Origin of the sequence: Tenacibaculum retecalamus (assembly GCF_027941755.1) — a bacterium.
GTDB classification, from domain to species: domain Bacteria; phylum Bacteroidota; class Bacteroidia; order Flavobacteriales; family Flavobacteriaceae; genus Polaribacter; species Polaribacter haliotis_B.
Map to the genome: position 1 here is coordinate 2,014,962 of NZ_CP115916.1, position 15,399 is coordinate 2,030,360.

General features: G+C 30.9%; 11 protein-coding genes and 1 pseudogene. 6 read left to right on the forward strand and 6 right to left on the reverse strand.

The genetic code is table 11. The features are described 5' to 3' along the window. Nucleotides 1-20: 20 nt before the first annotated feature. The 3 genes from nagB to PG912_RS09540 all read right to left on the reverse strand — a co-directional run bounded on the left by nagB (nt 21) and on the right by PG912_RS09540 (nt 6,746). Complete coding sequence (gene nagB / locus PG912_RS09530; protein WP_275687362.1) at nt 21-1,958, reverse strand: glucosamine-6-phosphate deaminase; 1,938 nt, start codon at nt 1,956-1,958, stop codon at nt 21-23. A gap of 165 nt (nt 1,959-2,123) precedes the next feature. Beyond that, nucleotides 2,124-3,671, reverse strand: coding sequence for a SusD/RagB family nutrient-binding outer membrane lipoprotein (locus PG912_RS09535; RefSeq protein ID WP_275687363.1), 1,548 nt, complete (start codon nt 3,669-3,671; stop codon nt 2,124-2,126). A gap of 12 nt (nt 3,672-3,683) precedes the next feature. Then, on the reverse strand, nt 3,684-6,746 hold the full coding sequence (locus PG912_RS09540) for a SusC/RagA family TonB-linked outer membrane protein (RefSeq protein WP_275687364.1): 3,063 nt from the start codon (nt 6,744-6,746) through the stop codon (nt 3,684-3,686). A 194-nt stretch (nt 6,747-6,940) separates the two neighbouring features. On the opposite strand from PG912_RS09540, the gene PG912_RS13700 reads away from it, so the two are divergent. From PG912_RS13700 to PG912_RS09555, 4 genes are all read left to right on the forward strand, one after another. Then, nucleotides 6,941-7,474, forward strand: coding sequence for a LytS family sensor histidine kinase (locus PG912_RS13700; RefSeq protein WP_333780649.1), 534 nt, complete (start codon nt 6,941-6,943; stop codon nt 7,472-7,474). After that, on the forward strand, nt 7,464-8,003 hold the full coding sequence (locus PG912_RS13705) for a sensor histidine kinase (RefSeq protein WP_333780707.1): 540 nt from the start codon (nt 7,464-7,466) through the stop codon (nt 8,001-8,003). The genes PG912_RS13700 and PG912_RS13705 overlap by 11 nt, the downstream gene beginning before the upstream one ends. 10 nt (nt 8,004-8,013) lie before the next feature. Further along, complete coding sequence (locus PG912_RS09550; protein ID WP_260586617.1) at nt 8,014-8,721, forward strand: LytR/AlgR family response regulator transcription factor; 708 nt, start codon at nt 8,014-8,016, stop codon at nt 8,719-8,721. 121 nt (nt 8,722-8,842) lie between these two features. Beyond that, nucleotides 8,843-10,570: a sodium:solute symporter family protein gene (locus PG912_RS09555; protein ID WP_408648417.1), complete on the forward strand. Its 1,728-nt coding sequence runs from the start codon at nt 8,843-8,845 to the stop codon at nt 10,568-10,570. Between the two features lie 42 nt (nt 10,571-10,612). On the opposite strand, the gene PG912_RS09560 is transcribed toward PG912_RS09555, so the two are convergent. After that, on the reverse strand, nt 10,613-11,959 hold the full coding sequence (locus PG912_RS09560; protein WP_275687365.1) for a tetratricopeptide repeat protein: 1,347 nt from the start codon (nt 11,957-11,959) through the stop codon (nt 10,613-10,615). Nucleotides 11,960-12,190: 231 nt separating this feature from the next. On the opposite strand from PG912_RS09560, the pseudogene PG912_RS09565 reads away from it, so the two are divergent. Both PG912_RS09565 and PG912_RS09570 read left to right on the forward strand, forming a co-directional pair. Beyond that, a pseudogene (locus PG912_RS09565) lies at nt 12,191-12,531 on the forward strand (DUF2853 family protein). Between the two features lie 87 nt (nt 12,532-12,618). After that, nucleotides 12,619-14,043: an L-serine ammonia-lyase gene (locus PG912_RS09570; RefSeq protein WP_275687366.1), complete on the forward strand. Its 1,425-nt coding sequence runs from the start codon at nt 12,619-12,621 to the stop codon at nt 14,041-14,043. Nucleotides 14,044-14,061: 18 nt separating this feature from the next. On the opposite strand, the gene PG912_RS09575 is transcribed toward PG912_RS09570, so the two are convergent. Both PG912_RS09575 and yaaA read right to left on the reverse strand, forming a co-directional pair. Next, entirely contained in the window at nt 14,062-14,583 is a 522-nt protein-coding gene (locus PG912_RS09575) for a YdbT family protein (RefSeq protein WP_275687367.1), read from the reverse strand. A 15-nt stretch (nt 14,584-14,598) separates the two neighbouring features. Beyond that, nucleotides 14,599-15,357 carry a peroxide stress protein YaaA gene (gene yaaA / locus PG912_RS09580; RefSeq protein ID WP_275687368.1) on the reverse strand — a complete coding sequence of 253 codons (759 nt, stop codon included), beginning with the start codon at nt 15,355-15,357 and terminating at the stop codon, nt 14,599-14,601. Nucleotides 15,358-15,399 lie beyond the last annotated feature (42 nt).

Sequence of the window (15,399 nt, forward strand, 5' to 3'; positions counted from 1 at the left end):
CTATTAAAAGACCATTTTTTTTAAAAATGATACCTTTTAAATGCTTCAATAGCCGCATAATTTGCCATCCCTAGTTTGTGATACTTTTCTGCAGTTAATCTATTTCTATCTTCTGCTCTTACCCAAAACTCTCTGGCATCGTTACCCTGAAACATCACACCATCTTTTTGAGATTGATGATAAAAAATTGCGTGACGTTTTTTTATCACTTGATCAGGACTCATTGGTACTGCCATTTCAATTTCATGTGAACCCCACTCAAACCAAGCTCCCCTATACAACCAAACCCAACAATCTTTCATGTACTCCTTGGCTTTCAGTATTTCTATTGATTCAAATAAAGCATCTAAACATACTTTATGAGTACCATGTGGATCAGCCAAATCACCAGCGGCATAAATTTGATGCGGCTTAATATCTTCTATCAAAGCACACATAATATCTAAATCATCTTTTGATAGATTATTTTTTTTCACCTTTCCTGTTTCATAAAAAGGAAGATTTAGAAAATGAACATTCGAGTCTTCAAGACTTAAATATCTTGTTGCTGCTAATGATTCTGCTCTTCTAATTCCTCCTTTCAGCATTCTAACTTCCGGGGAATCAATATGATTTAATGTTTTATTATTGATACTTTTTATAATAGCATCTAAACCTTCATGATCTGATGTTAATGTTTTTGCTACTTCTGCAAATTTTAAAGCATCACTGTCTGCTACTGCAATATTACCTGATGTTTGATAGGCTATATGCACTTCGTGTCCTTGCTCAACCAAGCGATCAAATGTTCCTCCCATAGAAATCACGTCATCATCTGGGTGCGGGCTAAAAATAAGTACACGTTTTTTTGATGGTGCTGCTCTTTCTGGACGATTGCTATCATCTGCATTTGGCTTACCTCCTGGCCAACCAGTAATAGTGTGCTGTAGTTTATTAAATATTTTTATATTTAAATCATAAGCACTTCCTCCTTCTTCTGATAACAAACCAGACATTCCATGTTGATTATAATCTTTATCTGTAAGTTTTAAAATTGGTTTTTGAAGTTCTTGACTTAACCAAAACACTGCTTTCTTTTTTAGTTCGGTAGTCCACACACAAGAAGCTACTAACCAAGGTGTTTTAATTCTTGTTAATTCTGTTGATGCTTCTACATCTATAATAAAAGTGGTATTCTTATGATTTTGTAAATAACTTGCCGGAATTTGCGATGTTATTTCTCCTTCAATAGTTTGCTTTATAACTTCAGCTTTATTAATACCCCATGCTAATAACACAATTCTTTTTGCATTTCTAATTGTATTAATTCCCATAGTTATTGCTTTTTTAGGAACATTGTCTATTCCTAAAAAACTTGAAGCAGCATCTTGTCTTGTTATATGATCTAATGTTATACTTCTAGTACCTGAATTGTAATGTGACCCAGGTTCATTAAAACCAACATGACCCGTTCTACCAATACCTAACAATTGAAAATCTAAACCACCTGCTTCTTTTATTTTCAATTCATAATCTACACAGTATTGATAAATTTCGTCTGCCTTTATAGTACCATCCGGAACATTAATGTTTTCAGGTAAAATATCAACATGATTAAATAAATGCTCATGCATAAAATAGTGATAACTCTGAACATCATCTGGCTGCATAGACCAATATTCATCCAAATTAAATGTAATTACGTTTGCAAAGCTCAATCCTTCTTCAACATGTAAACGAACTAATTCTTCATATACTTTTATAGGTGATGATCCTGTTGCTAAACCTAAAATGCATTTTTTATTTTCTGCTTCTTTTTGCTTAATAAGTTCTGCTATTTCATTTGCAACAATCTTTGACGCTTCTAAAGAATTATTAAAAACTATGTTATGATTTTTCTCATAACGTGTTTCTTCAAATTGTCCTGCAGGCTTATATAATATATTTTGTGGGGTGTCTATTTGTGCGTATCCAACCATCTTTTTGTTTTTAGTAAATTTATTACCTATCTCCTTTTTTTGCTAATTTTTTCGACTAAACGCTAAAAAAAAGGCATAAAAAACAAGCGAGAGTAAAATAGTTTTACTCTCGCTTAAAAATTAATTCAAAAAAATTTAATTATTACTGTTTAAATACTAATAATACTAGTTTACATCCCACCAAAGTGGTGTAGAATAAGCATCAGCTCCTTGCTCACTTACTGCAAACTGAACTGCTGATGAGTTTTGTAGTTTAGTAGCTTGTGAGTAATTTAAACGTTTACCCATTTTATTATTAATACCCCCTGATGTATCTACCCATTCATTTAGAGCTGTATACGTTTTATCTGGAAATATATTTAAATCGAAACGTCTCATTACAGACCAAGCTTCATATCCGTTAGTGTATGCTGCATACCATCTATTTAAACCTATTTGTTGCATGGCATCAGCAGTTGTCCCAGATAATTGAGCTGAAGGTTCGTTAGATATATAAGTATTTACAGCCGAAGCATCTGCCTCCCAATCTGCTCCATTTGCTCTAATAGCTTCTTCAAAATGAGTTTGAGCTGCTACAATATTAGTTGCATATTTAGCTTCAGCTTGTAATAACTGTGCTTCAGCATACGTCATCGTTATGTATGGAAAAGTATCATCACTCCATACCCGAGCGTTAACTTTTGAAAGACTTTCAAAAGGCACTCCTGCAGAATAAGTTGATTTAGTTGCTACTTTACCTCCTTTATAGTCTGCCCATACACCTGCTACACCTCCTGCAATAGGCTCTGTGAAACCAAATAAACGAGGATCGTTGTTCGTTTTAAATGAGTTTACTATAGTTTCTGATGCTACCCATTTAGCTCCTGTTCCTCCCCAAGTGTGCCATATACTATAATAACCATTAAAAACAGCATCAGCATTTGAAGGGTCTTGTTCAATCTTAAAATTATCAGCAGAACTTGCTATAAATGGATTTGTTAAGGCTTCGTCAATAATACTTTGATTTCCTCCATTAGCTTCTTTACTACGCAAAGCCATTCTTAATAACAAGGTGTTTCCTGCTGCTAACCACTTGGCTGCATCTCCTTGATATACCATATCTCCATCGGCAATAGAATCTAATATTCCGCTACATGATTTTAAAGTATTAATTGCATCAGATAAATCTTGCATAATTAACCCATATACTTCTTCTTGTGTTTCAAATTTAGGGATTCCTCCATTACCTCCTTCTATATACGGCACAGCTCCAAACTGATCTGTCATTCGTTGATAGAAAAATCCTTTTATGATTTTTAAAACAGCTTCTGTACACTCATCTTCAAGTTTACCTCCTGACCCTGTTAACACTAATAATTCATATAAAGGTGCAGAAACTTCTCCCATAGGTGTATCCCATGCTGCATCATTCCAACCCGCATTATCATATCTTAAGCCTGCACCACCACCAAACCAGGTTCCTGAAAAACCGAATGAAACCTGTTCTGAAAAACGACCTGCCAAAATCATGTTACCTCTCCAAGTATTATACCTAGCTTCTACAAAGGCATGTCTTTGAACTTGAACTAATAAAGGATTTATATTTTCAAGAGTTTCTGAAGAAACACTATTTGGATCTGTATTAATTTCTTCAAAATCATTTGTACAAGAATGTAATCCTAATGATAGAATTAGTACAAAAGTAATTTGCTTAATGTATTTAATAATTCTCATTTCTTTTGTAATTTAAAATTTAACTGATAAGTTTACACCATAACTTCTTGTCCCAGGTAAAGAAAGTAATTCTATACCTTGTGCGTTTCTAGTATTAAAACCTGATACTTCTGGATCAAAACTATCTGTGCTTCTATCAAAAAAGAAAAGGTTACGTGCTATAAAACGAATAGAAGCACTTGATACTTTTATTTTACTAGTAAGCTCTTCAGGGAATTTATAACCTATAGATAATTCTTTTAATTTAATATAATCTGCATCATACACATAATCTTCTATAATATTTGACCCTGCAACTGTATTGTAATACGTTTGCGCGGGAACTGCAATGATATTGGCTACTCCAGTAACTTCATCAACACTATTTGGCACTATTATTCCTGTTTCACGGCCTTTTAAAGTACGTTTACTATTACCATTTAAATCTAAAATCATATCTGTTCTTGACAATATTTTACCTCCCATTTTAGAAGATATTAAAAAACTCAATGAAAAATCTTTATAAGTAAATGTGTTTGTTAAACCACCTGTCCAATCAGGATTGAAATTACCAAAACTTTTTTGTTCTAAAGATTGCAATGGTAAACCAGAAGAGCCTACTAAGATTTGGCCTTGATCATTTCTTCTATAGCCATTTCCTACTATCTCTCCATAACCTCCATTATTTATAGCTGAAATATTAAAAGATGTATTTCCTGTTATTATAGCTAAAGGCAACTGATTAGTACTTAAACCTGACACTTCTGTATCGTTTTTAGCAAAATTAGCGCCTACTTTCCATGTGAAATTTTCATTATTTATAACTTTGTAATTCACATCAACCTCAATACCTTTGTTAGTTATAGCACCTTCGTTAACTAAAAATCTTTCGTATCCAGAATCTACAGGTGCTGTTAATTCAAGAACTTGATCTACAGTTTTTGTGTTGTATACAGATAACTCTATGTCTAACTTATTTTTAAACAAACGTAAGTCTGTACCAAATTCTAAAGAAGTTGTTATTTGCGGTTTTAAATTAAGATTTGGTTTAAGAGTAGTAGTTGTTGCTGTTCCATTTCCAAGATAAGGATTACCTGATACATATCTTGGGTGAACATCATAAGGAGATATATCTCCATCACTACCCACTTGTGCCCAAGAAGCTCTTACTTTCCAATAATTAAAAGAATCGTTTTTAATATCAAACATATCTGATAAGATACCACTTACAGAAACTGAAGGATAAAAAAACGAATTATTACTTAAAGGTAATACGGACGACCAATCATTTCTTGCTGTAAATTGAGCAAACAAAAAGTTTTTATAATCAAAGTCTAAAGTTCCGTAAACAGAATTTACTTTACTTGTGTATTCACCAGTACCTGCATGTGGCTGACGACTATCTGTATTCCTCACATTATAAATACCAGGGAATATTATACCACTACCGATAGTTCCTTCTATAGTATTCCTTTTTTCTAACCTATTACCTCCTGCAGAAACTGACATACCTATGTCTTCATTTAACTTACGATTGTAAGTTAATAAAAAATCGATATTTGTTTCTTGATTGGTATATGTATTTTGGGTTACTTGCCCATTACCTATACTTATGTGACCAATAGGTATATATGAGAGAAAGTTTTGAGAACTATAATCTGTACCGGCTCTAAACATTGCCTTAAAATTATCTGTAAAATTATATTTAGCAGAAACAAAACCAAACACTCTGTTTTTCTTATCGTTCGTACCTACTCTTTCTGTAGCATGATAAGGGTTATTGTATACACTGGATAGATAATCATTATCTATATTTGCTTTTAATGCAGATAAACTAACATTTCTAGGCATAGAGTATAAACTAAAAACAGTATTATCTGTCCAATAAGACAAAGCTGGTCTGTTATTTACATTCTGATTAATATAGTTTCCTTTTAAATCTACATCTAGTTTACCCATATTTAGTTTTGTATACACAGAAAACGAATTTCTTTGCAATTCGTTATTCGGTACAATACCACTAATATCACTTCTTGTATAAGAAACTCTTGCTGTTAATTTTTCACTACCACCCTCTACATAAAAAGAATTAGTAATAGTAGAACCTCCTTTATAAAAGTTTTTTATATTATCTGGCTGTGCTGAATAAGCTCCCGTTTCTCCTGTCCAAAGTAATTGATTAGAGCCATCCATTTTTGGCACACAACTACTGCTAGAGCGTAAACCTGCTATATCTGAAGGAATTGCACCAAAAGAACCTTGTCCATAAGTATTTTGCAATTCAGCGTAGTAAGCTATCTCATCGAAAGTAACAGAAGAATTAAAACCAAAAGATACTTTCCCAGCTTTCCCTTTTTTAGTAGTAATCATAATTACACCATTTGCTGCTCTAGAACCATACAAAGCTGCAGCATTAGCTCCTTTTAACACTGAAATACTCTCAATATCATCTGGGTTTATATCGGCAATACCATTACCAAGTGAAACACCATTTCCCCATTCATCTACTTCACCTTCACTTTCATTATTAGAAATAGGAACTCCATCTACAACATAAAGAGCTTGATTACTACCAGTTATAGAAGAGTTACCTCTAATTACAACCCTATTTGCAGCACCAACACCTGCTGATGCTTGGTTAATATCTATACCTGCAACCTTACCTTGTAAAGAATTTACAACATTCGGGTCTTTACCTCTTTCTAATTCATCATTTTTCACATTAGTAACTGCATAACCTAAAGCCTTTTTTTCTTTTTTAACACCTAAAGCAGTTACAACTACCTCGTCTAAAACATTACCGTTTTCTAATGATACATCAATAACATTAACATCATTTACTGTTACTGATTTTGTTTTCATCCCTACAAATGAAAATACTAAAACATCTCCTTTAGTAGCTTTTATACTATACTTTCCATCGAAATTTGTTTCGGCTCCTATTGCAGTATTACTTATTATTACACTTACACCTGGTAAAGGTCCTTTGTCAGAAGCTGACATAACTGTTCCTGTAATTGTTTTTTCTTGTGCTAACGAATTGTATGTAAGCATCAATGAAAAACAAAAGAATAACAGGTTTTTAATTTTTTTCATAAAATAAAAGTTAATTATTTGTTTTGTTAAATTTAGGTTAAATAAAAAAACACTTTAAAAAAAAATATACGAACGACTTAAAAAAGGCAACAAACAACGTCTTTTTAACAAAAACTATAATTCTATAAAATTTCTTATTGTTTTTTGATAAAAAAAAATTAATTTCCTACTTTTTTTAACATATTTAAAACTAAATGACCCATAAACTAATTTATAGTAAAAAGAATAATAGAACTATTTCACGGAAATATCATGTTGTATTTTGGTTAAGTTATTTTATTTTTAATGTTATACGGTGGGGTAGCTATTTTGATGATTATTGGTATTCTTTTAAATCAAATTTAGTTGAATTTCCTTTACATATACTATTAGTTTACACAAACGTATATTTTTTTATACCGAAATACTTAATTACTAAAAAATACAAAACCTATGTTACATTATTGCTGTTAGCGTTAGGTATGCTTTATGCAGTTCGTACTGGTTTAAATTATATTTTAGTTACCAAAAATATTTGGCCAGAAACCGAATTGTATCAACAAGCTTTTACCTTTAATCATATTGTTGCAGTTACCATTGGCGAGTTATATGTACTCGCCTTAGCGACGGCTATTAAATTAACTGTAGACTGGGTGAATCAAAAAAACAGAATAGAAACATTAAGGAAAGAACATTTAAAGAGTGAATTAAATTTTTTAAAATCTCAAATACAACCTCATTTTTTTTAACACTCTTAACAATTTATATGCTTTAACTTTAGAAAAATCTAACCTTGCACCCAATGTTGTTTTAAAACTGTCAGACATTATGCAATATGTTATTTATGATGTTAAAAAAAGTAAGGTAAAATTATTAAACGAAATTGAATACATTCAAAATTACGCTGATTTAGAACTTTTACGATGTCATAAAAACTCAAAAATAACGATCAATCTAGAAGGAAATATTAATGATGTAAAAATTCCTCCTTTAATTTTTCTTTCTTATATCGAAAACTGCTTTAAACATGGTAACAAAAATAGTAGTGATTTTTACATCTTTATCAGAATAGAAAAAAAATCAAATGACTTTCTTATTCTAAATATCGAAAATTCTTTCGATATTACCAATACATTTATAAATAAAAATTTAAAGAGCGGTATAGGAAACTCTAACACAAAAAGAAGGTTAGATCTCATCTATAAGAATAAATACAGTTTAAAAATTCAAAAGAAAGAGAAAACATTTACCGTAAATCTTAAAATTCCTTTAACTTAAAAACAAAAAAGTGAACATAAATTGTGTTATTATAGACGACGAACCCTTAGCTATAAATGTTCTTAAAAATCATTTACAAGATTTTAAAAACATTGTAATTATTGATACTTTCAATAATCCTATAGAAGCAATGCATACTATTGAAAGTAACAAAATAGATGTGCTTTTTTTAGACATAAACATGCCTAAAATGAACGGTTTAGATTTTTTACGAAATACAAAAATAAAACCCTACATTATAATTACAACCGCTTATCGCGAATTTGCTATTGAGGGCTATGATTTAGATGTTTTAGATTACCTCGTAAAACCAATTCCTTTTCCGCGATTTTTAAAAACTATTAACAAATTAACACAACGTATACAAAGTAATAATACTGATTTAGAAATAGTAAAAGATGCACATATCTTTTTAAAAGTTGATAAAAAATTAGTAAAAATTAAACACAATGATATTTTATATATAGAAAGTTTAAAAGATTACATAAAAGTCACCACAACTGAAGGTAATTACGTTGTACATAAATCACTAACAAGTATCACAGAAGAGCTTCCTAGTGAACATTTCCTAAGAATTCATAGATCTTATACTATCGCTTCTGATAAAGTAAATTATATGGAAGGAAATTCTTTAAATATTAGCAATAAAAGAATACCTATTGGAAGAAAGTATTTAAATACTACAAAACAAATCATTTTAAAGAATAATAATGAATAAGACCAATAACGTTATATTTAATGTTGTTTAACAAAAAAATAACGTTGTTAGTAGAATTTATTTACAAACGAACCTTCAACTTAACTAAATTTAAAATCTTAAAACAAAAATAAATTCAATGATCAACTTAAGCTTGCTCGATTCTTCAATCATTATCGGATTCTTTATTCTCTCTTTACTTATAGGTCTTTGGGCTTCAAAATCCGCAGGAAAAAGTAGTGCAGAATTCTTTTTATCTGGCAGAAACATGCCGTGGTGGTTATTAGGTGTTTCAATGGTTGCAACTACATTTGCTGCCGATACTCCTGGATTAGTAACCGAATTGGTTCGTAAAAACGGAGTTTCAGGAAACTGGGTTTGGTGGGCAATGTTACTTACCGGTATGCTTACCGTTTTTTTTTACGCAAAACTTTGGCGAAAATCTGGAATTAGTACCGATTTAGAATTTTACGAATTAAGGTACTCTGGTAAAATGGCAAGTTTTTTAAGAGGATTTAGAGCCATATACTTAGGGGTGATTTTTAATATAATTACCATGGCTGGAGTTTGTTTAGCAGGTGCAAAAATCGCCAATATCTTATTAGGTATCTCACAAGGTGAAATGTTGTTATACTCATCTATCATTGTTGTTATTTATTCTTCTTTAGGTGGATTAAAAGGAGTGTTACTTACCGATTTTGTTCAGTTTATAATTGCAATGATTGGTTCGGTTTGGGCAACTATTTACATTATAAATCTCCCAGAAATAAATGGATTATCTAATTTATTAAGTCACCCTAATGTGAGTGATAAATTAGCAATGTTACCTGATTTTTCTAATACAGAATCTTTAATTACCTTATTTATAATTCCGTTTGCAGTACAATGGTGGAGTACTTGGTATCCTGGTGCAGAGCCTGGTGGTGGTGGTTATATAGCACAACGAATGTTGGCTGCTAAAGATGAAAAAAATGCCACTTGGGCAACTTTGTTTTTCAATTTTGCACATTATGCGTTACGCCCTTGGCCATGGATTATTGTTGGATTAGCTTCTTTGGTTGTTTTTCCAAGTTTAGAAAGCATGAACCAAGCATTCCCAAGTTTATCTCCTGAAATGCAAGGACACGATGTTGGATATGCTGCAATGATGACCTATTTACCTGCAGGATTATTAGGAATCGTATTAACATCCTTAATTGCTGCTTTTATGAGCACCATTTCAACTCAATTAAACTGGGGAAGCTCATATTTAGTAAACGATTTTTATAGCCGATTTATAAACAAAAGTGCTTCTGAAAAACAAAAAGTAGTAGTTGGTAGAATATCAACTGTTTTATTAATGCTGCTTGCTGCCCTATTTTCTTTCTATTTACAATCAGCAAAAGACGTATTCGATTTATTATTACAAATCGGAGCAGGAACAGGATTACTATTTATTTTACGCTGGTTTTGGAGCAGAATAAACCCATATAGTGAAATTGCTGCAATGGCCATTTCATTTGTTATTGCACTTTTCTTTTTTATCAACGGAAAAATGGAAAACCCTTTCTTCGAAATTGCAGGATACTGGCAATTAATAATCGGTGTTGTAATTACAACTATCGGATGGGTTTCTGTAACTCTTTTAACACAACCTAGTAATGCTGAAACTATTAATAAGTTTGAAGCTTTAATTTTCGACGGAGAAGATAAATTTAAAAATATAGGTATAAAAATAGTAGGGTTTATTACAGGTACTATTGGAGTATATAGTTTCTTATTTGCAACTGGTAATTGGATTTACGGCAAAACATTGCTAGCTACTTGCTTATCGATATTAACCTTAATATGTGTTTATATTTTACTTAAAATTTGGAAACGTATTTCTTAAAAAGTAAAAACCCTTAAAATAAAATTATTTTAAGGGTTTTTATTAATTAATAGCTTTCCTATAACTCAATAATATTTGTTGAATGTGTTTATTCTCATAAACCGAAGGATATAATTCTTTAATAATCGAATGATAATCATAGTCAATGGCTATTGCATTTCTTAAATGCGTTAAACTATAATCTTCTTTATCAAGAATCATAAATAAACCACACAAACGATATTCTATCTCGGCAAATTCTTTGTATATTTTTTTCGCTTTAATTACTATTTTTAAAGCATCTTCAAAATCACCTAAAAACAATAATATATCTGCCAATGCGGTATATATTTCTATTTCCTGATCACCAAAGGCTACACAAGTGTAAAAAGCTTTTACAGCTTCTTCATAAAAGTTAAGCTTCAAGTTAATATCACCATATTTTTTCCAATAACGCGTATTGGTATCATCAATCTGTAGTGCCTTATTTACATAATACAATGCTTTTTGATAATTATCATCATTATAGCAAGCATTTGCGAGTAACATCCATGCTTTATCTAACAACGGATCTTCATGAACCGCCTTTTTATAAAAATGCATAGCAGTATGAATATTCTGTAATTTTTCATAACACTCTCCTACTCTTATGTATGCAAACGCCGTAGGATCGTCTAATTCTAACGTAATTAAATAGTTATTTATGGCTTCTTCATAACGATTCAGTTCCTCTAAAGTTTTGGCTTTTTCTAAATATCCACCAATAAAACTCTCGTCTATTAAAACTGAAAAATCGAAAGCTCTAAGCGCTTCCTTGTGCATACCTAATTCAGAATATTCTTTTCCTAATTGATGCCAAGCAACCTCGCAATACGGGTTATGATCTACATACTTTTTTAAAAACTGTATTGCCTCTACATGTTTTTCTTGCATATCAAAACAATATACAATGTTGTACAAAGATGAGTAATCTTCATAATCAGCTTCTACACATTTTTCAAAATTTAAACGTGCGTTTTCAAAATCATCCAAATACAAATACTCCATTCCTAACATCGACCAAATATCAGACGGATCTTCTATAAAACTCAAAGATTCTTTTAAAATTTTTATTGCTTCAATATGTTGTTTCTTTTTAGATAAAATCAACGCCTTTTGAATAAAAACTTCATCATTATAAGCATCAATAGCCTCAATCGCTTTTAGCATTCTACTAGCTTCCTTCAATTCATCTTCAAAAATTAAAAGCTCAACCTTCATTAATTTTAACTGAATTGAAGAAGGATGCTGCTCTAAACCTAATCTCACCGCTTTTTTTGCCAATGAGTGTTTGGCAATACTTAAATAATGTTCAATAATAGTTTCAAACTCAACGGCGTCAAAAAAATATACATCGTTGGTTTTCAACATAGATTCAAATTTCAATATCGACATAAGCTACATATTTGAATGTATATAAATTTACTGCAAGAACAGTGCCTATTTACCTTTAACTCTTTTTGTTTTCAACAATTTAATTAACAATACCAAGCTCATTTTAGTTATTCAGTTTTCTTATTTGAAAGAACAAATTATTTTTCTATATTTGGAAGGATTAAAGTTTTACAACAAAACTTACACCTAATTATAAATAAAAAAATCATGAGTAAATTTGACGAAAAAGTAGCATTGTATAAGAAATTTATGGATGATAGAAATCTTCCTTGTAATCTTGATTTATTAAAAGCGGTAACTAAAGGATTAGGCCTTCTATTTACAAAAAAGATGCTGAAACAGTGTCTGGTACTGATGCTAAGGAATTAGAAACAGTTAAGAAAAATTTCTTAATGAAAAAGTTAAGTTTAGCTGATAGTACTGAATTAGACAAGGCTATTGATGGTGTAATGGAAAAAATAGGAAGATCTGAAAGAAACAAGTATCGTGCTGTAGTTTACTATATGTTAGCTCAAAAATTTGGCAAAGAGGCTGTTTACGGAATGTAAAAAATACATTTTTTATAAAAAAAAGTCCTGTATTGATTTTAATACAGGACTTTTTCTATTTTAGCCGTCAACAAACAAACTATAATTATGTCGCAGTTTATTAGTGTTTTTGACATGCTTAAAATTGGTGTTGGCTCTTCTAGCTCACACACTTTAGGCTCTTGGAGAGCCGCTCAGCAATGGATTGAAAAGTTAAAAAAAACGCAGGTTTTTAATGCCGTTGATGGGATTAAAATAGATTTATATGGTTCTTTATCCTTAACAGGAAAAGGACACGCAACCGACTTAGCTGTTTTATTAGGTTTAAGCGGTACAGATCCAGAATATATTCCTGTAGATGACATAGATGCCATTATCTATAAGATAAAAGAAACAACTACTTTACATTTAAATGCCGAAAAACAAATCGTTTTCTCTATTGAAAATGTTGTTTTTAATAAAGATTTTTTACCATTTCATTCTAACGGATTAACTTTTAAAGCGTTTTCTAAAGGTAAAGAAATCTCTAGTGAAACTTATTATTCTATCGGTGGAGGATTTGTCATTCAAGAAGAAATAACAACACCTTCAGATACTGAAATAAATAAAAAAAACTTTCCATACCCAATAAATAGGGCAACCGAATTAGAAGCATATTGCGATAAAGAACAAAAAAATATTTCTGATATTGTTTATCAAAATGAATTAGTTTTAAAATCTTCGGATGAAATAGATGCTGAACTAAAACGCGTTTGGGAGACCATGCTAGAATGCATGTATATTGGTTGTCATACAGAAGGTATTTTACCTGGTGGATTAAACGTAAAACGTAGAGCATATGGCACTCATACGAAACTAATTAAAGATGCAGCATACTCCAACGAACAAGAATGGATTACCGCCATTAGAAGTACCGAAGTAAAGTTTCGTGAAATTTTAAAATGGGTAAGTTGTTTGGCTTTATCTGTAAATGAAGTAAATGCTGCCTTGGGTAGAGTTGTAACAGCACCTACAAACGGAAGTGCAGGTGTTATTCCTGCTGTTTTAATGTATTATTTAGTTATAGAAAACCACGAAGCTGATTTTGAACATATTAAAAAATTCTTATTAGTAGCTGGCGAAATCGGAAGTATCTTTAAAAAGAACGCAACAATATCTGCCGCAATGGGTGGCTGTCAGGCTGAAATTGGTGTTTCATCGGCAATGGCTGCTGCTGCGCTAACGGAGCTTTTGGGAGGAACACCAGGGCAATGTTTGGTTGCTGCCGAAATAGCTATGGAACACCACTTAGGTTTAACTTGTGACCCTATTGGTGGTTTAGTTCAAATACCATGTATTGAACGTAATGCAATGGGAGCAATTAAAGCTATTAATGCTGCTGAGTTAGCTTTAGAAACAAATCCAAAAGAGTCTTTAGTTCCTTTAGACAAAGTGATTGATACCATGTGGGAAACTGCAAAAGACATGCACAAAAACTATAAAGAAACCTCTGAAGGTGGTTTAGCAATTACCGTTGGTTTAGCTGCTTGTTAAAAATTTATAAACAGTAATCTATATTTTTTCCTTAGCTTCTTTGATTAAAGAATAAATCTTTTTTGAGTCAGGTATATATTCTAAAATAGAGTAACTTATTTTTCTATCAAAGAGCTGATTTGTCCAATGGAAACCATTAAAATTATAAAAATCTAATGGATTTTTTTCACCAAAGTAAATATTCCCAAAACCTCTACTATATTCATAAAGTTCAATTCCGCTAACAGTCTCTAAATCTATTTCAACCCTTCTTTTAAAGATAAGTTTTGATTTAATAATTATTTGCTTCTCTGTTAAAATATATTCTAAGTTTTTTCTGTAATAAAAATCGATAAAGAATCTGAGAAAACAATAAAAAAAAGATGTTGTAACAGCCAAAATTCCTAAAAAGAAAAACATTAAATTACCATCAGGTATGTTTTTTACCCAATTAATAGAGAGTAAAAAAATAATAGTTGTAAAAGGAATTGTAACTATGTCAGAAAACCTGAAGAAAACACCTTGTTTTGGTTTAAATTTTAAAATTATATTATCTTTCATTTTGTTACCATAAACTTAGCGTGTAAAAAACAATTCTGTATCAGTAGACATTTCTTCAGAAAATCTGTAATTATCAACGTTAAACCCTTTTAATTCTGCTATTTTTTTAACATCATTTTCAATAATATACCGCACCATTAAACCGCGTGCTTTTTTAGCAAAAGTCATAATCGTTTTATATTCTCCGTTTTTTAAATCTTTAAAGACAGGGGTAATCATTGGTACTTTCAATATTTTCTTTGGCAGTGCTTTAAAATACTCTGTACTTGCTAAATTAATTAACAACTCGTTGTCTTCTAATTCATCATTTAAAGAATTTGCTAAATCATTGCTCCAAAATTTATATAGGTTTTCTGTTCTTCCTACTTTTAATTTCGTTCCCATTTCTAAACGGTACGGCTGAATTAAATCCAATGGTTTTAGCAATCCATACAATCCTGATAAAATTCGGAGTTTATCTTGTAAAGCAGGTAATTTATCTTCTGAAAGTGTCATTACATCAATTCCTCTAAAAACTTCACCTGTAAAAGAAAAGATGGCTTGTTTTGAATTCCCGATCTCAAACGGAGTTTGCCAATCTTGATTTCTATCATAATTTAAACTTGCCAAATCATCAGAAATTTTCATTAAATCACTTAACTTCTTTCTAGAAAGTGTTTTTAATTTTTTATTCAATTTTGTTGATTGCTCTAAAAATCGTGGCTGAGTATATAAATTGGTATTTGCTTTGGTTTCAAAATCTAATGACTTTGCTGGAGATATAATAATTTTCATTCAACTAATATTTAATGTAAAAATAGCAAGCTATTTTAAAAA

What these genes read in the sequence shown, in the direction of transcription:
- nagB (WP_275687362.1), bottom strand. Translation starts at nt 1,958, where the DNA reads ATGGTTGGATACGCACAAATAGACACCCCACAAAATATATTATATAAG.
- PG912_RS09535 (WP_275687363.1), bottom strand. Translation starts at nt 3,671, where the DNA reads ATGAGAATTATTAAATACATTAAGCAAATTACTTTTGTACTAATTCTA.
- PG912_RS09540 (WP_275687364.1), bottom strand. Translation starts at nt 6,746, where the DNA reads ATGAAAAAAATTAAAAACCTGTTATTCTTTTGTTTTTCATTGATGCTT.
- PG912_RS13700 (WP_333780649.1), top strand. Translation starts at nt 6,941, where the DNA reads ATGACCCATAAACTAATTTATAGTAAAAAGAATAATAGAACTATTTCA.
- PG912_RS09560 (WP_275687365.1), bottom strand. Translation starts at nt 11,959, where the DNA reads ATGTTGAAAACCAACGATGTATATTTTTTTGACGCCGTTGAGTTTGAA.
- PG912_RS09570 (WP_275687366.1), top strand. Translation starts at nt 12,619, where the DNA reads ATGTCGCAGTTTATTAGTGTTTTTGACATGCTTAAAATTGGTGTTGGC.
- PG912_RS09575 (WP_275687367.1), bottom strand. Translation starts at nt 14,583, where the DNA reads ATGAAAGATAATATAATTTTAAAATTTAAACCAAAACAAGGTGTTTTC.
- yaaA (WP_275687368.1), bottom strand. Translation starts at nt 15,357, where the DNA reads ATGAAAATTATTATATCTCCAGCAAAGTCATTAGATTTTGAAACCAAA.